The following is a 23,463-nucleotide window of genomic DNA, read 5'->3' on the forward strand; positions in this document are numbered from 1 at the left end:
TCGTGTATCATGGCGACCATCGCCGAGCCTGTCCTGTCCTTCACCCGCCTGCCCCACCCTGCCCCCGTGGCCGATGAGGTACGCGAAGGGATTCTGGCCGCGCCCGGTTTCGGCACGCAGTTCACCGACCATATGGTGGTGATCGAATGGAGCGAGGGTAAGGGCTGGCACGATGCCACCATCGGCCCGCGCGGCCCCATTCCGCTCGATCCGGCGGCCAGCGTGCTGCATTATGCGCAGGAGATCTTTGAAGGCCTCAAAGCGTATAAGCACGCCGACGGCTCGATCGCGCTGTTCCGCCCGCAGGCCAATGCGCGGCGTTTCAACGCCAGCGCAACCCGTCTGGCCATGCCCGAATTGCCCGAAGAGGTCTTTGTCGAGGCGGTCAAGCAACTGGTTCTGGCCGATCAGGCATGGATTCCGGGTCAGGAAGGCGCTTCGCTCTATCTGCGCCCCTTCATGATCGCCACCGAGCCTTTCCTTGGCGTGCGTTCGGCCAAGCAGTACAAATTCATCGTGATCGCCAGCCCGGCCGGCAATTATTTCAAGAGCGGCGCGCCCGCCGTGTCGATCTGGGTTTCCGAATACACCCGCGCGGCGCCGGGCGGCACGGGCGCGGCCAAGTGCGGGGGCAATTATGCCGCCTCGCTGGTCCCCACCGCCGAAGCCTTTGCGCGCGGCCATGATCAGGTGCTTTTTCTGGACGCGGCCGAGCATAAGTGGGTGGAAGAACTGGGCGGCATGAACCTGTTCTTCGCCTTTGAGGACGGCAGCCTGCTGACCCCGCCGCTGTCGGGCACGATCCTGCCGGGCATCACGCGGGCGAGCCTCATTGAACTGGCGCGCGAGGAAGGGCTGACCATCCGCGAGGAACGCTATTCCATCGACCAGTGGCGCGAGGATGCGGCCAGCGGCAAATTGCTCGAAACCTTCGCCTGCGGCACGGCGGCGGTGGTGACGCCGGTGGGCCGCGTGGCCTCGCCCGACGGCACCAGCTTTACCATCGGCAGCGGCGGCCCGGGCCAGACCACGGCCAAGCTGAAGGACCGCCTCGTCGCCATCCAGCGTGGGCAGGCGCCCGACACGCATGGCTGGGTGATGAAAATCGCCTGAAGTCAATCGGGAATGCCAAAAGCGGGGGCCGCGAACGCCCCCGCTTTTCTTTTGCCCGTTCAAAACTTTCTTGTGATGCGCGCTTCTGGCGGATGAGCGCAAGCGTCCCTATCTTGCCGGGGCAATCAACCCGCAGGAGCCTGTCACGATGAGCGACACCTATACCCCGCCCAAGGTCTGGACCTGGGACAAGAGCAATGGCGGCCAGTTCGCCAGCATCAACCGCCCCGTTTCCGGCGCCACGCATGAAAAGGTCTTGCCTGTGGGGCAGCACGGGCTTCAGCTCTACTCGCTGGCCACGCCCAATGGCCAGAAGGTGACGATCATGCTGGAGGAATTGCTGGCCGCGGGCCATGCGGGCGCGGACTATGATGCCTGGTTCATCGACATTGGTGCGGGCGATCAGTTCGGCTCGGGCTTTGTAGAAATCAACCCCAATTCCAAGATCCCCGCCCTGCTCGACCGCACCGAGGCCAAGCCGGTGCGCGTGTTCGAATCGGGCGCGATCCTGATTTATCTGGCCGAGAAATTCGGCGCATTTCTCCCCACCAGCGGCGCGGCGCGGGCTGAAACCTTCAGTTGGCTCAACTGGCAGATGGGCAGCGCGCCCTTCATCGGCGGCGGCTTTGGCCATTTCTATTTCTATGCGCCGGAAAAATACGAATATCCGATCAACCGCTATGCAATGGAAACCAAGCGCCTGTTCGATGTGGCCGACAAGCGTCTGGCGCAAAGCCGTTTTCTGGGCAGCGACGATTATTCGATCGCCGATATGGCCGCCTATCCCTGGCTCGGCAATCTGTGGCGCGGTGATGCTTATGGCGACGCCAAGACCTTCCTCGGCCTTGAGGAATATGAAAACGTGGGCCGCTGGGTAACGGAAATCGACGCGCGCGAGGCGGCCCAACGCGGGCGACTGGTCAACAATCGCAAGGGCTTGCTGGAGCGCCATTCGGCTCAGGATTTTGAAAGTCTGGTCAACGCCACCGCCTGATCGCGGCCTTGTTGCGCCCAAAGAGGCAATTTGCGCAAAAAGTTCAAATTGCCTCTTTTCTTCCCCGCACAATGCCGTTATGCGACGCCTCCCGGCCCGATGAGGCCGAGGCGATGCTGGGGCGTAGCCAAGCGGTAAGGCAGCGGTTTTTGGTACCGCCATGCGGAGGTTCGAATCCTCCCGCCCCAGCCAGTCGAGTCTTCATGATTCGGCTTTTGCCCAATGCCTTACGGCAGAAACCTCAGAAATTTGCTCAGACAGGGCCAGCCCCCCACCGACTGGGCCGGACGCCTGTTCTGCCATGGTGGACGTTCTTTGCGAAACCTGCCCGCAGATCGCCTCAACCCGGCCATTTGCGATCACAAGGTCCTAAAATCGGGTGAGAAGCACTGGCGCCATCGGACGACATCGCGCGAAGGCGGCAGGCCAAACTGGCGGGCATATTCGCGGCTGAACTGGGTCTGGCTTTCGTAGCCCACGTCCAACGCGACCGATGTGACATTCCCCTCGCCCGCCATCAGCAGCGAACGCGCGTGCAACAGCCGCACCTGCTTTTGGTATTGCAGCGGGCTCAACGCGGTCACAGCCTTGAACTGTCGGTGAAACGCCGAAACGCTGAGCGCCGCCATCCCCGCCAAGGCTTCCACCCGCAGCGGCTGGGCAAAATTCTGCCTTATCCATTGGATCGCCGTGCTCACCCGCGCCAAGGCCGTCCCCGGCGTGGCGATCGCGCGCAGCATCCAGCCCAACGGTCCCTGCAACACGCGAAAAAGGATCTCCCGCTCATAGGCCGGCGCCAGCACGGCTATCTCGTCAGGGCGATCCATCAGCCGCAGCAGCCGCACCCATGCATCCAGCAAATCTCCGGTGACGGGCGCCACGCAAAAGCCCGCCCCATCCCCCTGCCCGGTCAGGACATGGGGCGCATCGGCCAACATGCCGGCGATGATCTGCGGCTCCAGCGTCAGACTGACCGCCAGATAGGGCGCGCCGTCCTCCGCCGGATGCACCCGGCCCACCGCCGGCAAATCCACCGACATCACGAAATAGGTGGCCGGATCATAACGCAGCGTCCGCCCGCCCACCGTCATCGTCTTGGCCCCGGTCAGGATCAGGTTGATCATCGGGTCATAGACAGCGGCCAGACGATGCTCGGCAATCTCGCCCTGCACCATGGCCACGCGCGGGATTCCCGTCTCTGTCCGGCGGTTTTCGGCCCGAGACGCCAATTTGCGCAATTCGCAGAGCTGGGATTCCATGGTCTGCGCTGTGTCACATTGCCCTCGCCCCCGCAATGGTCGAGCAGGATCAGGCATGAATGCACAAGGATCGTGCGTGCGCGCAGGTCGCTTGCCCGCCTAGAGCCTGCCCAACTTAGCGAGAGGGAAGAGCATGAGAATTGCAATCATCACGGGCGCCAGTCGCGGCCTTGGCGCCAGCATGGCGCGCCATTGCGCGAGGCGCGGATTTGGCACCATCATCACCTACCGCACAGGCCGACACGAGGCCGAGCAACTGACCGCCTCGATTGAGGCCGAGGGCGGCAAAGCAGTGGCCCTGCCGCTCGATGTCAGCGACATCGCCAGCTTCCCGGCCTTTTGTGCGATGCTGCGCGACGCCTTGGCCAACGTATGGCAGGCCACCCGCTTTGACGCGCTGATCAACAATGCGGGTCACGGGCAATTCGCGCCTATCGCCAATGTCGCCGAAGATGATTTTGACGCCCTGTTCCGCGTCCATCTCAAAGGGCCGTTTTTCCTGACGCAGAACCTGCTGCCGCTGATGGCGGATGGCGGCCATATCGTGAATGTCACCAGCGCCACCACCCGCGTGGCAACAGCGGGCGTTGCCCCCTATGCCGCGTTCAAGGGCGGGCTGGAGGTGCTGACCCGTTATATGGCCAAGGAGTTTGGCGAGCGCGGCATCCGCGCCAATGCCATTGCGCCAGGGGCGATCCGCACGGATCTTGGCGGCGGCATCAACGCCGGGTTCGAAGCGATGCTGGCCGGACAAACGGCGCTGGGTCGTATCGGCGAACCCGACGATGTGGGTCAGATGGTGGCCGGCCTGCTGTCAGACGACAACCGCTGGATCAATGCCCAGACCATCGAAATTTCAGGTGGTTACATCATCTGAGCGCCGCGCTTTCCACCATCAGGTCGACCAAGGCACGCAGGCGCGGCAAGCGTTTCATGTCACGATGATAGCCGAGCCATGTCTCGCGGCTCGGCGGGTCGCTGCCAAGATCCACCTCGACCAGACCCGGCGTGGCCGCGCCCAGCGGCCGGGGCAGCACCGCCAGCCCCGTGCCCAGCGCGCAGAGCTGCGCCTGCATCTCGCGGCTGTTGCTGCGCGCGACGATGCGGGCACCGGGCAGGCTCTGCATCAGCCAGCCCACATCGGGCATCCCGCCAAAGCCGGTGTCCATCACCACAACCGGCACATCATCGGGCGGCACATCATCACCCGGCGCCCCATAGCCCGGCGGGGCATAGAGCGCATAAGGCACCGTCATCAGCCGCCGCGCGATCACCTCGGGCTCATCAAACGGGGCGATGCGCAGCACCAGATCGGCCTCGCGCCGGGCAAGGCTGTAGATGCGCGGATCGGTCAGCGTTTCAACCACCACGCCGGGATGGCGCCGGTGAAACGTGGCCAGCATGGGCGCCAGCACGATCCGCCCGAACCAGTCCGAACAGGTCAGCCGGAGCATGCCCTCCAACCGCTGCTCATTGCCCGCCAGTTCGCGTGAGAGCGCCTGCGCCTCGGCTTCCATACGCTCGGCATGGCGCAGCATCACCGCGCCTTCATCGGTCAGCACAAAGCCATCGGCGGTGCGCTGAAACAGGGCGGTGCCGGTGGCTTCCTCCAGCGCACGCAGGCGGCGGCCCATGGTGGGCTGTGATTGGCCCAGTTTTCGCGCCGCCGCGCCCAGCGTGCCCTCGCGCGCGATGGCTAGGAAAACCGGCAGATCGCTCCATTCAAGCGGCGTGGACGGCATGATGCACCCATACAAATGTGAATGGAAATCATGCACTATCGTTGATTTTCATTCAAGTCCGTCAGGGTCATCATCAAGGCATCAAACAGGAGATGCCCGATGAACACTATGTCCACCATGACCGCCGCCTTTGCCGACATCGCCAATGGCCCCTTCAACCTCCGCACCGTCGCCCGGCCTGACGCCGGGGCCGGCGAAGTCCTGATCCGCGTCCACGCCAGCGGCACCAACCCTCTCGACACCAAGATCCACGCCGGCGAGGCAGCCCATGCCCGCCGCCCGCTGCCCGCCGTGCTGGGCATGGATGTGGCAGGCGTGGTCGAGCAGGTGGGCCCCGGCGTCATCGGTTTCACGCCCGGAGACGAGGTCTATGGCCTGATCGGCGGCGTGGGCGCTCTGCCCGGCACGCAGGCGCAATATGTCGCGGCGGACGCCCGCCTGCTGGCCCACAAGCCCGCCAACCTGACGATGCGCGAGGCGGCCATCCTGCCGTTGGTCACCATCACCGCATGGGAAGGGCTGATCGACCGCGCCGCCATCCGCCCCGGCGACACCGTGCTGGTGCAAGGCGGGGCGGGCGGCGTGGGCCATGTGGCGGTGCAGATCGCGCTGGCCCATGGCGCCCGCGTGTTCGCCACGGCCTTTGCGCAAGACCATGATTACCTGCGCGCGCTGGGCGCCATCCCGATCGATGCCACGCTGGATGTGGATGCCTATGTTGCCGAACACACCGCAGGGCGCGGGTTCGATGTGGTCTATGACACGGGCGGCGGGGCGCTGCTTGATGCCTCGTTCCGGGCGGTGCGGCGCTTTGGCCATGTGGTCAGTTGCCTTGGCTGGGGCGCCCATGCGCTGGCCCCGCTGTCTTTCAAGCAGGCCACCTATTCCGGCGTCTTCACGCTGCACACGCTGTTGGCCGATGAAGGGCGCGCCCATTACGCCGAAATCCTGAGCGCCGCCTCCGCCATGGCCGAAAGTGGGCGCCTGCTGCCCCGGCTCGACCCGCGCGAGTTCACGATGGACCGGATCGGCGACGCCTATGACGCAGTGACCGGCCGCCATGGCGCCACGCGGGCGCAGGGCAAGATCGCCATCACCATTGCCTGAACCACACCTCAAGGAGACAGATCATGAGCAATATTCCTGATAAGGTCTGGCTGATCACCGGCTGCTCGTCAGGCTTTGGTCGCATTCTGGCCGAAATGGCGCTGGCGCGGGGCGACCGCGTGATCGCCACAGCGCGCAGGGTCGAGCAGATCGCCGATCTGGCCGCGCCGCATCCCGATCAGGTGTTGCGGCTGGCGCTGGATGTCACCGACCCGGCCTCCATCCACGCCGCCATGGTGCAGGCCGAGGCCGCTTTTGGCCGGATCGATGTGCTGGTCAACAATGCCGGTTTCGGGCTGGTGGGCGCGGTGGAGGAACTGGAACCCCGCGAGTATCGCCCGATGTTCGATACCAATCTGTTCGGCCTGATCGAAGTGACGCGCGCCGCCCTGCCCCTGATGCGGCGCCATGGCGGCGGGCGGATCGTCAACCTGTCGTCGGTGGGCGGCTTCACCGGGCGGCAGGGCTTTGGCCTTTACAATGCCAGCAAATTCGCGGTCGAGGGCCTGTCCGAAGCCCTGGCCGAGGAGGTCGCGCCCTTTGGCATCAAGGTGATCATCGTCGAGCCGGGCGCCTTTCGCACCAGCTTCCTTGGCCGCTCGATTGCCACCGGCGCCTCGCGCCTTGCCGCCTATGATGCCACCAGCGGCGCTACGCGTGACTTCAGCGCGGCCAATGACGGCGCCCAGACCGGCGATCCGCGCAAGGGCATGGCCGTGCTGATGCAGGCCGTTCTGGCCGAGCAGCCGCCGCTGCGTCTGCCGCTGGGCCGGGACGCACTGGCGCGGATTGATCGCAAGCTGGCAGGGGTGGCGGCAGACCTTGCCGCATGGCGATCTCTGGCCGAAAAGACCGGTCACGATGCGGGCGCCTAGGGAAAGCTGCCGCGCCATGACCTGAGGGACAGGACGCTCGTGGCTGCTTTCCTATTTTACGGCACGGGACAGATAGCCAAATACCGCATGTTCGACACGCAGGGTAAGATCAAGCCGGTCAACCTCATGTCGATGACCAGCCATATCGGTCATGCCGCGCGTGATCCCGATCACGTCACTGGTCAACTGCTCCACGCCCGAGGATATGCCCGGCAAGGCTGGCGCAGGCATTCCCCGGGCGATCACGGCACCGACCGCCGTAAAAATCGCCCCGCTTCCCGATCCGGTCGCATCGCGGACGGGCAACCGCGCCTCCTCAAGATCGAGCAGGCGGGCAAGCGCCGGGCGGTTCAACTGGTGGCGGACGGCCGCCGCAACCATCAACCGCAACGCCGCTTTCCAGTCTGGCTCAGCGGTGGCTGCCTCCACTTCCTTGAGCAGCAGGGCCGATTCCCGCTCGATCAGCGCGAGTGTGATCGCATCCTTGTTCGGGAAATATTGATAGAGCGAGCCAATGCTGACCCCGGCGCGGGCCGCCACGGCGTTGGTTGTGTACCCCTCCAGCCCGACGGTCTCCAGAATGCGAGCAGCCCCTTCGACAATCGCTTCGACCGTCTTGGTCGCACGCATTTGCCTCGCGGTTTTCCGTGGCTTCAGGGGCACCGGCTTGCGGCTCGGGCTCATTTGGGAAAGCGAGTTTGAAACATGAGCTGATACTCATATTTTTCGATCGTCAAATCAACCATACCGGAGGCCAAGTTGACCCAGATCGATACCGCGACATGCATGATGCTGGTGCGTTCCATCGCCGAAGAGATCGCCGCAAGCAAGGCAAAGCCCCGCCCCGACGCCCCGATCAGGGATATCATCCAGCACGCCCGCGCCGTCAGCCGGGCTGCTCAGACCACATTGCGGTCAGCTTTGGAGAAGCGCTGCCCCACCATTGAGTGGGCCGATGAGGATGATGGCCCCGCTGGCCAGACCTACTGGCTCTATGATCCCATTGATGGCGCCTATCACTGGGCGCAGGGCCTGCCGCTATGGGCCAGTTCGCTGGTGCTGGTGCGCGACGGCGAGCCGGTCATGTCGATGGTCTACGACCCCGCGATGAAGGAAGCCTTTGTTGCCGGGAAAGGTGCAGGTGCAACCTGCAACGGCGTCCCCCTCCAGGTGTCCGGCAAGCGCGATCCGGGGGCCGCTGTTGTCGGCGGCGCGATACCGCCAATCGGTCAGGTGGGGCCGGCCATGCAGGATGAGGCGCTGCATTTGCTGCGCAGCGTTGCCCGCGAAGTCTTCGTCGTAAGGCCGATGGCCGCCGCCTCGCTTCAGTTCGCCTATGTCGCGGCGGGCCGCCTCGACGCCTATGTTGAAACCGGGCGCGACGCAGCCGACTGGCTTGCAGGCGCCCTGCTGATCCGCGAGGCTAGCGGCGCTGTCACCGACCTTGCCGGCAACACATTCGGCTGGTCAGGCGACGGCGTGCTGGCCGCCAACAGGGCGCTGCATCCCGCGCTGCGAGAAGTGATCCGACAAGCACGAGAAACGGGCCGGATCGAGAATCCATTATTGCGCCACGCGGAATAATGAAGTGCCAAGAGCGGTCGTTCTCGCCCGCTCGGTATCAACGCACAATGGCCTGGCGGATCGGGAATGGGCCCGACCAATGCAAAAGGCCACCGCCATGAAGCTCTATCATCATCCCTTGTCGGGCCATGCCCATCGCGCCGTTCTGTTCGCCTCGCTGATCAATGTTCCCCACGAGTTGGTCGAAGTCGACCTGTTGGCGGGCGCGCACAAGCAGCCCGAATTTCTGGCGCTCAATCCGTTCGGCCAGGTGCCGGTGCTGGATGATGATGGCCTGGCCATTGCTGACTCCAACGCGATCCTCGTCTATCTCGCCAAGAAGGCGGGCCGCACGGATTGGCTGCCGGAGGACGCGCAAGGAGCGGCCATGGTCCAACGCTGGCTGTCTGTTGCCGCGGGCGAAGTGGCCTATGGGCCGGCCGCCGCGCGGCTGATCACGGTGTTTGGTGCCAGATTCCATGCCGAAGAGGTGATCGCCCGCGCTCATACGCTGCTCGGTCGTCTCGAAGCGCGGTTGCAAGGTTCCGAATGGCTGGTCGGGGCGCGGCCAACCATCGCCGATGTTGCGATCTACAGCTATGTCGCGCGCGCGCCGGAGGGCAATGTCGATCTCTCCGCCTACCCCGGTGTGAACGCATTCCTGCGCCGGGTGGAGGCGCTCCCCGGCTTCGTTCCCTTTGCGCAAACCCCGGCGGGCCTGACAGCATAAGCCGTGCCGCTGAGAGCGGGCGTGCCGAAGCGGTGCGCCCACCAGCCCCCGAACGGAGGCCCAAGAGATGGCAGCCAACCCAACCAAGCTTCCCGTCTGGCATGAGGGTGAGCTTTTCATTCAGGAGAAGCTGGGCGTAGCCGAGCGCATGGCGTCGGTCGGGCAACGGGTGATCCGCGACCATATGCCCGATCAGCATCGCGGTTTTTACGCGCAGTTGCCCTTCATCGTGCTGGGCAGCGTCGATGAGGCCGGCGCCCCTTGGGCCAGCTTTCTCGAAGGGCGATCCGGCTTCATCACCTCTCCCGATCCCACCACGCTCGAAATCAACGCCGGCGCGGACCCTACCGATCCCGCCGGGCCGGGTTTGCGACCGGGCAAGCCCGTCGGACTGCTCGGCATCGAATTGCACACGCGGCGGCGCAACCGGATGAACGGCGTGGTCGGCGCGGCGGAGCAAGGCTTTCGCGTGGATGTGGAGCAGAGCTTCGGCAATTGCCCACGCTATATCCAGCTTCGCGACTGGCACTGGGCCCGCGATGTTGCCGCGCCTCATCCCGTCAAGGTTGAGGCCCTGACCGCGCTGGACGAAGAGGCGCGCGCCATGATCGCGGGGGCCGACAGCTTTTTCGTCGCCTCCTACGCGGATCGCGGCGACCGGCGGCAGGTCGATGCCTCCCATCGCGGCGGCAAGGCCGGTTTTGTGCGCGTGGCGCAGGATGGCACGCTTACCATTCCCGACTTCGACGGCAATCTGTTCTTCAACACGCTGGGCAACATTCTGCTCAATGGTCGGGCCGGTTTGCTCTTTGTCGATTACGCGGGCGGCCATGTGCTCCAGATGACGGGCGCCGCCGAAATCATTTTTGACAGCCCCGAAATTGCGGCTTTTCAGGGCGCGGAGCGGTTGTGGACTTTCAAGGCGCAAACCATCATCCGCCGGCGCGAGGCACTGGCTCTGCGCTGGTCCATGCAGCAGGACCCATGGTCCCCGGCCTCGCTGATGACCGGTGAGTGGCGCTAGGCCGCCCGGTGCCGGCGCGCCGAATACCGCCGGTGCGCGGTTCCCGGCCGAAGCGGCTGGACCTGTGATTGCCCGATTACCACCACCAGGTGGAACAATCCCTTCCGCCTTTTCGGCATTCAGCGCCGCCCGGAAATGCCCCATCTTCACCCTATCGAAGGCACCCCCGCCTTCAAGGAGTAAACAAAATGTCCGTGATCCCCACCCCCGCCACCATCAGCGATGCCCCCGAAGCGTCGCGCCCGATCCTCGAAGCCATCAACAAGCAACTGGGCGTCGTGCCCAACATCTTCCGGCTTGTTGCCACCAGTCCGGTTGCGCTCAATGCGCTGGCCGGTCTGCAAGGCGCGCTTGGCAAGGGCAAGCTGTCCCTCGCCACCCGCGAACGTCTGGCGCTGACCATGGCCGAGGCGAATGGCTGCGATTACTGCCTTTCGGCGCACACCTACACCAGCGCCAACTTCGCCAAGCTCAATGATGCCGAGATCGCCGCGGCGCGTCACGGCTCGTCGAGCGATGCCAAGGCCGCCGCAGCACTCGCCTTCGCCCGCGCGCTGACCGCAGCACGCGGATCGGTCGCCCCGTCCGAGGTCGAGACGGTGCGCGCCGCCGGTTACTCTGATGCCGAGATCCTTGAGATCATCGCGCATGTCGCGCTGAACACTTTCACCAACTACGTCAATGAGGCGCTGGGCACCGAGATCGACTTTCCCCACGTCACCCGTCTGGCGGCGTGACGCAACAGCGGGCGGCCATCCCCCCGATGCCGCCCGCACCGGGTTTGCGACCAACCGCGACGAGGCGCAGGCCTTCCTGACCCGCAAGGAGGGGCAATGATGCCTTGCGGTCACGTGCAATCACGACAGGCATGGATAAAGCGGCCTGCTGCGAAATTGAGCGCATGGCACAAGGGCACACCATCGTTGGGAAGAAGGACGGCGATGGCCAGGCGACCGACGCGGCTTCTCCTTGCGCGATTTGCTGGCGTCAGACCTGCGCATCTGCTCTAAAGTCTGCGGCAGAGCCGTCCGCATCACTGCGGCCTGCCGGGTCAAGGACCGGCCGGTGATGTCACGATCCCGATGCGGATCGCATGAAAGGGCCGTGAAGAGAGAGTGCCGATGGATCGATGGCAAGCAATGCGGATCTTTGCAAAGGTCGCCGAAACCGAAAGCTTTGCAGAGACCGCGCGCCTGATGCACATGAGCGCGCCCGCCGTGACGCGCGCCATCGCCGCGCTTGAAGACCTGATCGGCGCGCGGCTGCTGGTCCGCACCACCCGTTCGGTGAAACTGACCGAGGCGGGGGCCCGCTATGTGGCGGACTGCCGCCGCATCCTTGCCGACATCGCCGAGGCCGAGGCAGGCGCGGCCGGTTCCTATGCCAGCCCGGCAGGCACGCTGGCAATCACCGCGCCTTCGATGTTTGGCCATATGCATGTGCTGCCGATCATGACCGAATATCTCGACACCTATCCCAAGATGAGCGGCAGGACGCTGTTCCTTGATCGCCCTGTCAACATCATCGAGGAGGGGATCGATGTCGCGGTCCGTATCGGCCACCTTGCCGACTCCGGCTTCACCGCGATCAAGGTTGGATCGGTCCGCCGGGTGATCTGCGGCGCGCCCGCCTATTTCGAAAAGCATGGCGTGCCGGCCACCCCCGCCGATCTGAAAGGCCACCGCATCGCGGTTTCAACCAGCGCCTGGGCATCGCCCGAATGGCGCTTTGCGGGCGACCAGCGCATGACGATTGACGCGGCCCTGCAATGCAACACCGTCGAAGCCGCGATCGGCACCGCCAAAGCAGGCTGGGGGCTGACGCGCATCCTGCACTATCAGATTGGCCCCGCGCTGGTCGCAGGCGATATCCAGATCGTGCTGGCCGATTTCGAGGAGCCGCCACTGCCGATCCATGTGCTGCATCCGGAAGGGCGCCACGCCCCCGCCAAGGTTCGCGCCTTTGTCGATCTGGCGGTGACAAGATTGCGCGAAAACCGCCTGCTGAACTGAACCGGGCATCCCGCCTGTCGCGCCGTCATGCCCGGAAAATCAGCAAAGCATCGCGGATCACCGGCCAGTTGAACCCGAAGGCGCCGGACCGCTCAGGTCCGGCATCTTCGCAGCCCGGTATCAGCTCAGCACCACACGCGGCTCCAGAAACGCGGTCAGCCCATAGGCGCCAAATTCGCGGCCAATACCTGATTGCTTGAAGCCGCCGAAAGGGGCCATCGGCTCATGTGCGGCGCCGTTGACGGCAATGCGTCCGCTCTCCAACTGTTGGGCGACACGGCGGTTGCGGTCTTCGTCACCACCGAAAACATAGTTTTGCAGCCCATAGGTTGTGTCATTGGCGATGCGGATGGCTTCGGCATCATCCTCATAGGCGATGATGCAGAGCACTGGTCCGAAAATCTCCTCGCGCGCGATCCGCATGTCATGATGCACATCGGTAAAGAGCGTGGGCCTGACAAACCACCCCCGCTCCATTCCCTCCGGTCTGCCTGCGCCGCCGGCCAGAACGCGTGCGCCCTCGGCCTGCCCCAGCGCGATATAGGACTGGACGCGGTCCCATTGGCGCCGGTTTACCATCGGCCCGATCCCGGCATCCGGATCTGTTGCGGGCCCCACAGGAAATGCCCCCAGCGCAGCCACGAGTTTTTGCTCAAAATCCTCCTGCCGCCGCCGCGAGACGAGGATGCGGGTTCCGGCAATGCAGGCCTGACCGCTGTTCATGAAACCATTGGCCAGCACCATGCCCGCCACCCGGTCCAGATCCGCATCGTCCAGAATGATCTGAGCGCCCTTGCCGCCCAGTTCCAGCGTCACGCGCTTCATCGTCTGCGCGCCCGCCCGCAGGATGGCGCGGCCTGTCGCGGTGGACCCGGTGAAACTGACCTTTGCCACATCCGGGTGGGCGGCCAGCGCGGCCCCTGCCACCGCGCCATCGCCGTTCACGATGTTCAGCACGCCTGCGGGCAATCCGGCCTTGTGCAAGGCCTGCGCCAGAACCTCGGTCTGAATGGCGCTGAGTTCGGACGGCTTGATCACGATCGGTGATCCTGCCGCAACCGCGGCTGCCAGCTTGGCGCAGATGAAGCCAATGTTGCTGTTCCAAGGCGTGATCGCCGCCGCGACGCCAAGCGGGCGCATCTCGACCTGCGCGCGACCGATGCTTTGGCGCCATGGGTAATCCGCGACCGTTCGCGCCATGTCGAGAAAGACAGAGCCGGCATGGCGCACGCTGAACGTCGTGAAATGGATCGGCGCGCCGTATTCCGCACGCATCGCGGCAATCAACTCCGGCTCGCTGTCAGCGAGGGCCGAGGAAAGCCGGCGCAACATGGCGATGCGTTCGTCTTGCGGCGTGGCCGCAAAGGATGGCCATACCGCCTTGGCGGCAGCCACGGCCGCATCGACATCATCGGTATTCGACAAGCGGACGGTGCCAATCTGCTCCTCCGTCGCGGGATTGTGCAAAGGGGCGGTCCGGTCTGATGAAGCGGGCCGGAATTGGCCGCCGATATAATTGTTGATGATGCTGCGCATGAAAGCCTCCTGATCGATGGCTGGTAGATGCGCGTGATCCGGCGCTATAAGAAGTGGGACAATTCCGGACGGTCTGATGAGGTAAACTGATCAATGCGTGTCACATTGGCGGAACTGGAAGCGGTGCTGGCGGTTGCCCGACATGGCGGATTCAGGGCCGGATCGCGGGCTTTGGGCGTATCGTCATCCGCGCTCAGCCATGCGATCCTCGCGCTGGAGGAGCGTCTGGCGGTACGTCTGTTCAACCGCACGACCCGCAGCGTTGCCCTCACCTCGGCAGGCGAGGAGTTGATCGCCCAGGTCGCGCCCGCCATGGGCGCCATCGAGGCCGCGATCGAGAGCATTGGACAGCACGCCAGCGAACCGACCGGATCGCTGCGCATCAACACATCGCGCGGGGCCGCGCGCCTGATGCTGGAACCGATCCTTCTTGCCTATCACCAGCGTTACCCCAAAGTGGTCTTGGACGTGGTGACACAGGATGCGCTGGTCGATATCACCGCCGCCGGGTTTGACGCGGGCGCGCGGCTGCATGACGCCATACCGCCGGATATGGTGGCCGTACCGATCTTTTCCCGGTTGCGCATGGTTGTGGTCGCTGCGCCGATCTATCTCGCAGGGCGCCCCTTACCCAAGGCGCCCAAGGATCTTATGGGGCACAACTGCGTCCAGATGCGGCTGTCAGGCGGGCGGCTGTATCGCTGGGAATTTGAACGCCATGGTGTATCCATGACGTTGGACGTGCCGGGCAATCTCATTCTCGACGGGACTGACCTGATCCTGTCGGCCGCCGTGGCTGGCGCCGGGATTGCCTATGTGGAAGAACGCAGCGCCTTGCCGCATATTGCGGAAGGCCGTCTGGTTGAGCTTTTGGCCGATTGGACGCCACCGTTCGAGGGGCTCTCGCTCTACTTTGCCGGGCGACGCCATTTGCCGCCCAATCTGCGCGCTCTGGTCGATCTGATCCGCGAAGTGTCGGCCAAGGAGCGTGCATAGACGTTATTGTAAATCCGGCATGAATTAAAAAACGATTTGCCTTGTTTCCCGCAATTGTTGAGATTTGAAGCCATTCATCCCGTTGCCGGCCATGGCCCCATCGCCGATCCGGGCCGCCGCGGGCAAAACCGGCATGCGGCATGGCGTCCACAGGCGATCCCCGATCATCCCCGCAGCTCAGTGCCAGTTTGAGGCGGCATCGCCCAAGGCCTGTTTCAGCGGTCCGAGAAAGGACTCGTAATGGCGCCAATGCTCAAGGGCAGAGCGATAGATCGGCTGGCGCACCTGTTCGGAACTGACGGTTCGCACGGCTCGGCGGTTCTCGTAAAAGCGCAGGCATTCCGGCGCGAAGTCCACGCCTGCGGCATCCAGCAGCGCGGCAATCTGCGCATCGGGTTCGGCGACGAGGGCCTCATAGACCTGCGTGTGGATCGTGCCGGGCTGGACCTTGGCGAAGTGGCGCACCGTGGCCAGATAGAACCGATAGTACAAGCCCAGCTCCGCCAGATCGTAGGAATAATCGTGACCTTCGGCAAAGAGCTGTTTGAAACACGAAAATCCCGCGGCCATCGGATGGCGCCGCACATCGATGATGCAGGCATCGGGCAGGATCAGCCGAATCAGCCCGACATGGCGGAAGTTGTTCGGCATCTTGTCAATGAAGCGGAGCCGCCCCAACCGGCGGTGGACACCCGCCTGCGCCAGATATTCCTCGCCAAGCGCCCGCACCTCCCGCTCGGTAAGGCGGGCAATGGCATCAGGGCCTCTGGCCGCCAGACGGCCCGCGATGCTCCCCGTATAGGGCAGTTCCATCGTGCCTTCGATATCGGGATGCGTGGCGAGGATCTGCTCCACCAGCGTCGAACCGGACCGAGGCAATCCGACGACAAAAATCGGCGCGGCGCTCGCTGCTCCCCAGCCCTTTCGGCGGGCAAAGAATTCCTCTGAAAAGAGCGCGCTGATGTCGGCGGCCTGTTGCCGATAGTCAGGCGGCGGGGATTGCCGCTGCCGAAAGGCGACAGCGGCTCCTGCTGCATAATGCTCGAAACTCTCGGCAAAGCGTCCGGCATCCTCCAGCAACCGGCCCAGCGCATAGGACAATCGCATGCGATCCCGCTCGTCCAGATCCCGCCTTTCCAGAAGGCGGCGCATTTCGCGCTCATCCGCCGCGCCGAGCACGCCGATCTTGAGGTTGGCCAGACTCCACCATGCCTCGCCATTCGTCGGTTGCAGCGCAGCGGCCCGGCGATAGGCGGCAATCGCGCCTTCGCGGTCGCCACGCGTGCGCAAAGCATGCCCAAGGTTCACCGCAATGCGCGGATTGGCAGGGTAGCGGGCCGCCAGTTCGCCCGCCCGCGCGGGATTGTCGGCGAGTGCGGCAGCGGCTTGCTCAACAGGATCGGTCATGCCGCTCTCCGGGTGGATCAATTTCCCTGTGTGTCCCTATTCCGCCGGCGCAAGGGCCGCCCCGCAACATGCTGCGGAGCGGCCCCGCCCTGCCTCAGAAGTTGTAGGTAACGCGCGCGTAATAATAACCGCCGTTGATGCCCCAGGGCGTAAAGGCGATCGCGGCATTGTACACATTGTTGAGCAGCGGCCGCTGCGTGCCATTGACGGTGACCGTCGGCATCGTCGGCGCCTGCTTGTTGAACAGGTTGTTCGCCCCCGCGTTGAACCGAAGCCGGCGCGTCAACGCATAGCCGACATCAAGATCGGTGATGAATGTCGTGCCGATCCGCACCAACTGCGCGCTGCTGCCCTGCCCTGAGCCATCGGGGCTGAGATGCTGGCTGGTGACGCCATACATCGTCTCGCGCAGGTTGACCTTGAGCGGCCCATGGCTCCACAGGGCATTGGCGATGGCCTTGACCCGCGGCGAGGCCGTGGTCAGCGCATCCATCGCATATTGCGTCATCAGCTTCGTCTGCCCCTGACTGGCGTTATAGACCGCAGCAGGCAGGTCGATGATATTGGTCACCTCGGTCTTGTTGTAGTTCACCCCCAGCGACCAGTCGACGTGATTGGCCTCGCCAAAATCGCTGGCATAATTGACGGTTGCCTCAACCCCGCGCGTACGGGTGTCGGCCCCGTTGGTAAAGATGTCGATACCGGCATAAGACGTTGCATCCGCCACCGAAATCTTGCGTGCCGAGAGCGCATCGAGCACGGCTTGAGACACCACCGTCGACCCGTTGGAGCCGAAGATGTCGCCCGATCCCACGATCCGGTGCTTGATGCTGATCTGGTAGGCATCCACCGTCAACTGCAGCGCGGGCGCGGGATGGGCCACGATGCCGATCGACAGGTTGGTCGAGCGCTCGGGCTTGAGCGGGGAGAAACCGAGCAGTTGCGAGGAAGGCGAGTTTGCCGGAAACTGGCCATAGACATAGCCCGGCCCGACATTGACCGACGAATAGTGTTCCTCGGCCAGACTGGGTGCGCGGAAACCGTTGGCAATGGTGCCGCGCAAAGCAAAGGCGGGGGAAAAGTCATAGCGGGCAGTCAACTTGCCCGTGGTGACCGAACCGAAATCGGAGAAATGCTCATAGCGCCCCGCAAGGTCGGTATGCAGGCCCGCCACCGGATCGGCGGCAAGATCGGCATAAAAGGCATAGCCGGTGCGGCTGAACACGCCCGCGTCGGTATCGGCAAAGCCCTGATAGCCCTGACCGCCGCCATACGCATTGGCGGCCCACTCGCCTTCACCGATGGCATAGCTGTCGCGCCGATACTCGGCGCCCAGAGCAAGCGTGACCGGCTTGGCAAAGCCCATTTCGAGATCGCGGTTAAGATCGAGATTGGCCGCCCATTCACTGTTGGACAGTTGCCCATCATAGAAATCGCGCTGCAGCCCGCTGAGCGGCGTGGCGCTGGTCGACTGGAGGGCCGAAAACAGGCCGCGGTTGGCCGAGTTCAGCGTGTAGAGCTTGACCGTGTCGCGGCCATAGGTGCCCGAAAGGTCATAGTTCCAACCGGCGGCCTTGCCCTTGATGCCGGCGGTCAGCGAGAAGTCCTCCTCGCGCACGCCTTCTTGCGGGGTAAAACCATTGGGCAGAGGATAGACAGTTACCCCCGTGCTTGTCGTGCCGGAAACCCGGTTGCCGACGCGATAGTTCTGGTTTGAGCGCGCGCTGCGGTTGCCATAGCTGCCAAAAGCATAAAGCTCGGCGCCGCCCAGATCATAGCCTGCACTGAAACTGATGTTGTAGATCGTGTAGCGCGCATCGCCATTGATGCGGTTGACGCGGGGGAAGCCGTCCGATGCCTTGAGACCGGCCACGATAACCGGATTGGTCGCGGTGATATTGCACTGCGGGTCGAAATAGCGGCGGTCGCATGTCCCGTGCTGGGTAAAGTCGTGAAACTTGTACTCGCCCGTCAGGTTGATGAAGCCGTTTTCGCCCAGTTTCATCCCCGCATTGATGGCCGCCGAAGCGGTGGCGCCTCCGTTCTCGTAGTTTTTCCCGCCCGATGCGGTCAGCATGCCGCCATGGTCCGCCGTCTTGGTGATGATGTTGACCACACCGGCAATCGCATCGGACCCGTACTGGGCGGCCGCGCCATCCTGCAGCACTTCCACCCGCTGGATCGATGCGACGGGCACAAAGCTCAGGTCTGTCGTGGCGCTGCCGGAATAGGGGCTGCCCCCGGCCACGGCAAGGTTGGCCGTGGTGTGGCGGCGCTTGCCGTTGATCAGCACCAGCGTTTCGTTCGGGCTGATTCCGCGCAGCGCGGCGGACAGCGTGAGGTTGGCAGTGTCATTGCCAAAGCCCTGAAAATTCAGAGAAGGCAGCGATTGCGACAGGGCCGGCCCAAGATCAGGCGGCCCCACGTTCTGCAGAGCCTGCACCCCGACCACCTGAACCGGCGCCGCGCTGTCCTGCGCCCGCATTCCGGTTTGTCGCGTCCCTGTCACGATGATGTCCGCGACGGGCGGCGGGTTGGCTGCATCCGCCGCATAGGCCGGAGCCGCCGCGCACAGGACAAAGGCCGTGCTCGAAAGGAGATAAAGCTTCATGGTATGACACCCTCCCGGGAATGATTTTGGTTCTTTTTTTTTCGCCGGGCACACGACATCGGCCATGCCGATGCTTCCCCAAGCAGCAGCAAGGCTATCTATTTCGCATTGGAATCCACAGCCGCATATCGCGGCGCAAAGCGATACCTTCGGCCGTTTTCAATCTGGCTCCGGCATGAAGTTTCGTGCTGAGGATTTCGGTCCGCGCGCCCCTCTGTTGTCAGGCATCTATGGCATCGCGCCGATCGGGCCGAGGGATAAACAATATGATGGCGCGGCAAAAGGCCATAATCACAATACAATAGCCATGCATCCGGGCATCGGGTCAGACACCTTGCTCTCAACGCCCGATGCCATCCCAAAGTTGCGCGCAGGCACCGCCGGGCCGAGCGGTTGCGCCACGCGGCCGCAATGGAATAGGTAGAAAATGCCCAAATTGTTAACAATTCATTGTGGCCGATGGTCTAGTCTGAACGTACAGATACTTCCGGCGGAACCTGAATGGACCACCAGAGCGACCAGAATGCCGTCGAGCAGCAGTTCGAACTGATTGATCAGACTCTGGGCGAGAGAGGGTTTGCCCTGCACTTTCCGCGCGAATTGGAAAAGCAGTTTGAAGAGGAAACCGGCCCGGCGCGCGAACGCTGGTATGTGCGCATGGGGCTGCTCTCGCTTGGCATGTCCGATCTGCTAATCGCGCTCGACTATTTTTCCATCCCCGATGCTTTCGGTCTGGCCCTGGTCTTGCGGCTGGGGCTGATGACCGCGCTGACGGCCGGGGCGGTGTGGATCACCATGCGCCATCCGCCTGCCTTCGTGCGCGAGGGGATGCAGGTGATCCTCGCCACGGTCATGGCGCTGGTCGTTTACGCGCTGGTTGCGTCCAGCACCAATCCGCTGCGCGAGAACTATCATCTGGGCATCCTCTTCGTCATGATGATGACGGTGATGGTGCTGCGTTTGCGTTGGCGCTATGCCGTGTTGGCGGTGATCACCACCGTGACGGTCCAGATCATGACGCTGGCAAGCCTGCACGAGGCCTCGGCGCAGTCAAAGGGAGCCTCGGCCTTCCTGTCGCTGGCCTTTGCCGGATTTTCGCTGATGGCGCTCTACAGCCTTGAGAAAATGGAGCGGCAGGGCTGGCTGCGCTCGGTGCGCGACCGGCTTTGCGCAAAGGTTTTCGAGGAAATGTCAATCATTGATCCGCTGACGGGTCTGGGCAACCGGCGGGCGCTGGAGCAATGGGTCAACACAAGGCGCAAGGCCAATGCCAACCGGCCCGTATCGGTGGTGATGGTCGATGTCGATTATTTCAAGGCCTATAACGACACTTTCGGCCATCTGGCCGGGGATGACTGCCTGCGCCGTGTTTCGGGCCTGCTGGTGTCCGAGGCGCGCAAGACCGGCGACCGGGTATGCCGCTTTGGCGGAGAGGAGTTCCTTGTCTTTCTGATCGACATCGACCTGCAGACCGCGATCACCGTGGCCGAGCGCATGCGCCGCGAGATAGCAGCCAAACGCATTCCCCACAAAACACCGACAGGATCGAACTGCGTCACCGCCAGCTTCGGGATCGCCACGGGGAGATTGGGTGACGATTTCGATCTCAATGCGCTGATTGAGGAGGCCGACAGCGCGCTTTACAAGGCCAAGCAACGCGGCCGCAACTGTGTCGAGCCGCCCCTGCTGGGGCTGGCCGAACCGCTCTGCGCCGCTGGCTGAACGCCCGGAAGGCCGGGGCCGGAGCCACGCCCGGAGCATTTCGAGCGATCAACGCTGGCCCCACCGGGAGAAAATCGCGAACTCGTGCGTTTGGCAAGAGTCCTTTGCGTGGATCCGCCCCATGAGCACCGATGCCTTTTTCGTCAAAATACGCACCTATTGCGAATGGTCATCAAACATTCCTTTCCCGAAAACAGCATCGCCGTCACGCGGTTGCGCAAGAGTTGAGACGGTTTCATCCATTCTTCGAGGCACAAAGCGCGCCACCGCCCGACGCATCGAAGGCCCCATTTCCACAACCAAGGGAGAAGCAGCATGACCAAGATGATCTTTGTAAATCTGCCCGTGACCGATCTGTCCCGCGCGAAAGGCTTTTACGAGGCGCTCGGCTTTACCAACAACCCGCAGTTCAGCGACGAAAGCTCGGCCTGCATGGTGTGGAGCGAGGCGATCAGCGTGATGCTGCTGACCCATGACAAATGGCGGGTTTTCACCAGCCGCCCGATCCCGCCCGCCACATCGAGCGAAGTCATGCTGGCCCTTTCCTGCGCCGCCCGCGAGGACGTGGACCGCATGAACGAGGCCGCCCAGGCCCATGGCGGCCAGGCGGACATCAATCCGGTGCAGGATCTCGGCTTCATGTACAACCGCAATCTGGCCGATCCCGATGGGCATGTCTGGGAAGCCTTCTGGATGGATATGGCCGCGATGCCCGCCGGCGGGTGACGGGCATCGATCCGGTTTTATGGTCCGGCCTCTCTTGAAACTGCCCGCCCGGCTTAACATCTGAGCGCCATCATTGACCAACAGCAGGGAGTTTTGCCGACCCATGACGAGCCCAGTGACCGACGACGTGCTGGACGCGGCCAAGCCGCAGAGCCATGCCTTTGAGGCCGATGTGGCCAAGCTGCTGCACATGATGGTGCACTCGGTCTATTCGGACAAGGATGTGTTCCTGCGCGAGCTGATCTCGAACGCCGCAGATGCCTGCGAGAAGCTGCGCTATGAAGCGATTGCCCGGCCCGACCTGCTGGGCGAAGACCCGGCCCCGCGCATCACCATCACCATTGACGCCGACAGCAACCGCCTGATCCTTGAGGACAACGGCATAGGCATGACCGGCCCCGACATGGCCGAAACGCTGGGCACGATTGCGCGCTCTGGCACCAAGGCCTTTATGGACAGCATCGCGGCGGCCAAGGGCGATGAACAGACACAGTTGATCGGCCAGTTCGGCGTGGGCTTCTATTCGGCCTTCATGGTGGCGTCCAGGGTCGATGTCATCTCGCGCCGCGCCGGACAGGATGAGGCGGCGATCTGGTCCTCCGACGGTTTGGGCACCTACACTGTCGGCACCGTCTCCGCCGATGAAGCGCCTGCGCGCGGCACCCGCATCGTGCTGCATCTGATGGAGGAGGCCAAGGATTACGCCCAGCGCTATCGCATCGAGCAGATGGTGCGCGCCCAGTCCGGCCATGTCCCGGTGCCCATCACTCTTAAAGACAAGCCCGATGCCGAGGGCGAGCAGATTGCCGACGGCACCGCCCTGTGGACCAGGCCAAAGAGCGAGATCAGCGAGGAGGAATACAAGGACTTCTATCGCAGCGTGGCGGGCCAGTGGGATGCGCCCGCGCTGACGCTGCATTACCGCGCCGAGGGGCGGTATGAATATAATGTGCTGGCCTTTGTACCCGAAAGCCGCCCGTTCGACCTGTTCGACCCGGACCGCAAGGGGCGGATGAAGCTCTATGTCCGCCGGGTGTTCATCACCGACGAGGCCGAATTGCTGCCGCGCTATCTGCGCTTTGTGCGGGGCCTTGTGGATTCGGCGGACCTGCCGCTCAATGTCTCGCGCGAGATGATACAGGACAGCCCGATCCTGAGCACGATTCAGAAGGGCCTGACCGGCAAGGTGCTGGGCGAGCTGGAAAAGACCGCGAAGAACGACCCGGCCGCCTATGCCAAATTGTGGGACACGTTCGGCGCGGTGATCAAGGAAGGGCTCTACGAGGATTTCGAGCGGCGCGAGAGCCTGCTGCGTCTGGCCCGTTTCAAGACGACGACCTCGGGCGGGGAATGGCGTTCGCTCGACGATTATGTCGCCGCGATGAAGGAGAACCAGACCGCGATCTATTACGCCACCGGCAGCGACATCGAGCGCATCGCCGCATCGCCCCAGTTGGAGGGCTTCCGTGCGCGCGGGATCGAGGTGCTGCTGCTGCCCGATTCCGTCGACAGTTTCTGGGTGCGCGGCGGCATCGACATGGACGGCAAGCCGTTCAAGTCGGTGACGCAGGGCGCGGCGGACTTGAGCCTGATCCCCCTGCCCGAAGGCGCCGAGGCGTCCAAGGCAGAGGCCAGCGACGAAGTCTCCTCCTTCCTTGCCTTCATGCGCGAAACGCTGGGCGATGCGGTGTCGGAGGTGCGCGCCTCGGATCGCCTGACCGACAGCGCGGTATGCCTTGTCGCCAGCGAAGGCGCGCTGGACCGCCAGCTTGAAAAACTGCTGGCCAATGCCGGACAGGCCCCGGCGGGCGCCAAGCCGGTGCTTGAGGTCAACCCCGCCCATCCGCAGATCGCGCGCCTTGCCTCCCTGCCCGAACAGGATGGATTGCGCAAGGATGCCGCCCATCTGCTGCTGGACGAAGCGCGCATTGTCGATGGCGAACAGCCGCTCGACCCGCGCGCCTTTGCCGAAAGGCTGGGCCGGTTGATCACTCGCGCTGCGGGCTGACCGGCACGCATGGGCGCGCGCGAGGGCCCGCGCCCCCT

Annotated in this window: 22 protein-coding genes and 1 tRNA gene; 17 read left to right on the plus strand and 6 right to left on the minus strand. The window is 63.8% G+C overall.

Annotated features, from left to right (window positions below; all coding sequences use genetic code 11):
* The first annotated feature begins 9 nt into the window (after window positions 1-9).
* From PQ457_RS09290 to PQ457_RS09300, 3 genes are all read left to right on the plus strand, one after another.
* The gene (locus PQ457_RS09290) at window positions 10-1,113 is read left to right on the plus strand and encodes a branched-chain amino acid aminotransferase (RefSeq protein ID WP_273616596.1); all 1,104 of its coding nucleotides are present in this window, start codon (window positions 10-12) and stop codon (window positions 1,111-1,113) included.
* Window positions 1,114-1,261: 148 nt separating this feature from the next.
* On the plus strand, window positions 1,262-2,107 hold the full coding sequence (gene yghU / locus PQ457_RS09295) for a glutathione-dependent disulfide-bond oxidoreductase (RefSeq protein ID WP_273616597.1): 846 nt from the start codon (window positions 1,262-1,264) through the stop codon (window positions 2,105-2,107).
* A gap of 117 nt (window positions 2,108-2,224) precedes the next feature.
* Window positions 2,225-2,299 (plus strand) — tRNA-Gln (locus tag PQ457_RS09300).
* A gap of 167 nt (window positions 2,300-2,466) precedes the next feature.
* Here PQ457_RS09300 and PQ457_RS09305 read toward each other — a convergent pair.
* Window positions 2,467-3,366: an AraC family transcriptional regulator gene (locus PQ457_RS09305; protein ID WP_273616598.1), complete on the minus strand. Its 900-nt coding sequence runs from the start codon at window positions 3,364-3,366 to the stop codon at window positions 2,467-2,469.
* Between the two features lie 133 nt (window positions 3,367-3,499).
* Between PQ457_RS09305 and PQ457_RS09310 the strand changes: the two genes are divergently transcribed.
* Window positions 3,500-4,243, plus strand: a complete 744-nt coding sequence (locus tag PQ457_RS09310) for an SDR family NAD(P)-dependent oxidoreductase (RefSeq protein WP_273616599.1) — start codon at window positions 3,500-3,502, stop codon at window positions 4,241-4,243.
* Here PQ457_RS09310 and PQ457_RS09315 read toward each other — a convergent pair.
* Window positions 4,236-5,108 (minus strand): LysR family transcriptional regulator, encoded by an 873-nt coding sequence (locus PQ457_RS09315; RefSeq protein ID WP_273616600.1) that lies wholly within the window; start codon window positions 5,106-5,108, stop codon window positions 4,236-4,238. The genes PQ457_RS09310 and PQ457_RS09315 overlap by 8 nt on opposite strands.
* Before the next feature lie 99 nt (window positions 5,109-5,207).
* Between PQ457_RS09315 and PQ457_RS09320 the strand changes: the two genes are divergently transcribed.
* Window positions 5,208-6,215: a zinc-dependent alcohol dehydrogenase family protein gene (locus tag PQ457_RS09320; RefSeq protein WP_273616601.1), complete on the plus strand. Its 1,008-nt coding sequence runs from the start codon at window positions 5,208-5,210 to the stop codon at window positions 6,213-6,215.
* 23 nt (window positions 6,216-6,238) lie between these two features.
* Window positions 6,239-7,090, plus strand: coding sequence for an oxidoreductase (locus tag PQ457_RS09325; protein WP_273616602.1), 852 nt, complete (start codon window positions 6,239-6,241; stop codon window positions 7,088-7,090).
* 51 nt (window positions 7,091-7,141) lie between these two features.
* Here the strand turns inward: PQ457_RS09325 and PQ457_RS09330 are convergent, their stop codons facing one another.
* Entirely contained in the window at window positions 7,142-7,720 is a 579-nt protein-coding gene (locus PQ457_RS09330; RefSeq protein WP_273616603.1) for a TetR/AcrR family transcriptional regulator, read from the minus strand.
* 129 nt (window positions 7,721-7,849) lie between these two features.
* Between PQ457_RS09330 and PQ457_RS09335 the strand changes: the two genes are divergently transcribed.
* The 5 genes from PQ457_RS09335 to PQ457_RS09355 all read left to right on the plus strand — a co-directional run bounded on the left by PQ457_RS09335 (window position 7,850) and on the right by PQ457_RS09355 (window position 12,419).
* A complete protein-coding gene (locus tag PQ457_RS09335) occupies window positions 7,850-8,674 on the plus strand; it encodes an inositol monophosphatase family protein (RefSeq protein WP_273616604.1) in 825 nt (274 codons plus the stop codon).
* A 97-nt stretch (window positions 8,675-8,771) separates the two neighbouring features.
* Window positions 8,772-9,383 (plus strand): glutathione S-transferase family protein, encoded by a 612-nt coding sequence (locus PQ457_RS09340; RefSeq protein ID WP_273616605.1) that lies wholly within the window; start codon window positions 8,772-8,774, stop codon window positions 9,381-9,383.
* A gap of 67 nt (window positions 9,384-9,450) precedes the next feature.
* Window positions 9,451-10,407, plus strand: coding sequence for a pyridoxamine 5'-phosphate oxidase family protein (locus PQ457_RS09345; protein WP_273616606.1), 957 nt, complete (start codon window positions 9,451-9,453; stop codon window positions 10,405-10,407).
* Window positions 10,408-10,595: 188 nt separating this feature from the next.
* Entirely contained in the window at window positions 10,596-11,144 is a 549-nt protein-coding gene (locus tag PQ457_RS09350) for a carboxymuconolactone decarboxylase family protein (protein ID WP_273616607.1), read from the plus strand.
* Between the two features lie 402 nt (window positions 11,145-11,546).
* A complete protein-coding gene (locus PQ457_RS09355) occupies window positions 11,547-12,419 on the plus strand; it encodes a LysR family transcriptional regulator (RefSeq protein WP_337958466.1) in 873 nt (290 codons plus the stop codon).
* Between the two features lie 120 nt (window positions 12,420-12,539).
* Here PQ457_RS09355 and PQ457_RS09360 read toward each other — a convergent pair whose 3' ends face one another.
* Window positions 12,540-13,955 carry an aldehyde dehydrogenase family protein gene (locus tag PQ457_RS09360; protein ID WP_273616609.1) on the minus strand — a complete coding sequence of 472 codons (1,416 nt, stop codon included), beginning with the start codon at window positions 13,953-13,955 and terminating at the stop codon, window positions 12,540-12,542.
* A 93-nt stretch (window positions 13,956-14,048) separates the two neighbouring features.
* Here PQ457_RS09360 and PQ457_RS09365 point away from each other — a divergent pair, with 93 nt between their 5' ends.
* Window positions 14,049-14,951: a LysR family transcriptional regulator gene (locus PQ457_RS09365; RefSeq protein WP_273616610.1), complete on the plus strand. Its 903-nt coding sequence runs from the start codon at window positions 14,049-14,051 to the stop codon at window positions 14,949-14,951.
* Window positions 14,952-15,128: 177 nt separating this feature from the next.
* Here PQ457_RS09365 and PQ457_RS09370 read toward each other — a convergent pair whose 3' ends face one another.
* Complete coding sequence (locus tag PQ457_RS09370; protein WP_273616611.1) at window positions 15,129-16,358, minus strand: sulfotransferase family protein; 1,230 nt, start codon at window positions 16,356-16,358, stop codon at window positions 15,129-15,131.
* A 94-nt stretch (window positions 16,359-16,452) separates the two neighbouring features.
* The gene (locus PQ457_RS09375) at window positions 16,453-18,969 is read right to left on the minus strand and encodes a TonB-dependent receptor plug domain-containing protein (RefSeq protein ID WP_273616612.1); all 2,517 of its coding nucleotides are present in this window, start codon (window positions 18,967-18,969) and stop codon (window positions 16,453-16,455) included.
* Window positions 18,970-19,033: 64 nt separating this feature from the next.
* On the opposite strand from PQ457_RS09375, the gene PQ457_RS09380 reads away from it, so the two are divergent.
* The 5 genes from PQ457_RS09380 (at window position 19,034) to htpG (ending at window position 23,425) form a co-directional block, all read left to right on the plus strand.
* Window positions 19,034-19,393 (plus strand): hypothetical protein, encoded by a 360-nt coding sequence (locus PQ457_RS09380; protein WP_273616613.1) that lies wholly within the window; start codon window positions 19,034-19,036, stop codon window positions 19,391-19,393.
* Window positions 19,394-19,470: 77 nt separating this feature from the next.
* A complete protein-coding gene (locus tag PQ457_RS09385) occupies window positions 19,471-20,691 on the plus strand; it encodes a GGDEF domain-containing protein (RefSeq protein ID WP_273616614.1) in 1,221 nt (406 codons plus the stop codon).
* Window positions 20,692-20,812: 121 nt separating this feature from the next.
* Entirely contained in the window at window positions 20,813-21,010 is a 198-nt protein-coding gene (locus PQ457_RS09390; RefSeq protein WP_273616615.1) for a hypothetical protein, read from the plus strand.
* Entirely contained in the window at window positions 21,007-21,417 is a 411-nt protein-coding gene (locus PQ457_RS09395; RefSeq protein WP_273616616.1) for a VOC family protein, read from the plus strand. The genes PQ457_RS09390 and PQ457_RS09395 overlap by 4 nt, the downstream gene beginning before the upstream one ends.
* A 103-nt stretch (window positions 21,418-21,520) precedes the next feature.
* Entirely contained in the window at window positions 21,521-23,425 is a 1,905-nt protein-coding gene (htpG, locus tag PQ457_RS09400) for a molecular chaperone HtpG (RefSeq protein WP_273616617.1), read from the plus strand.
* Window positions 23,426-23,463: the final 38 nt, after the last annotated feature.

This window comes from Novosphingobium humi (genome assembly GCF_028607105.1).
Taxonomy (GTDB): Bacteria; Pseudomonadota; Alphaproteobacteria; order Sphingomonadales; family Sphingomonadaceae; genus Novosphingobium; species Novosphingobium humi.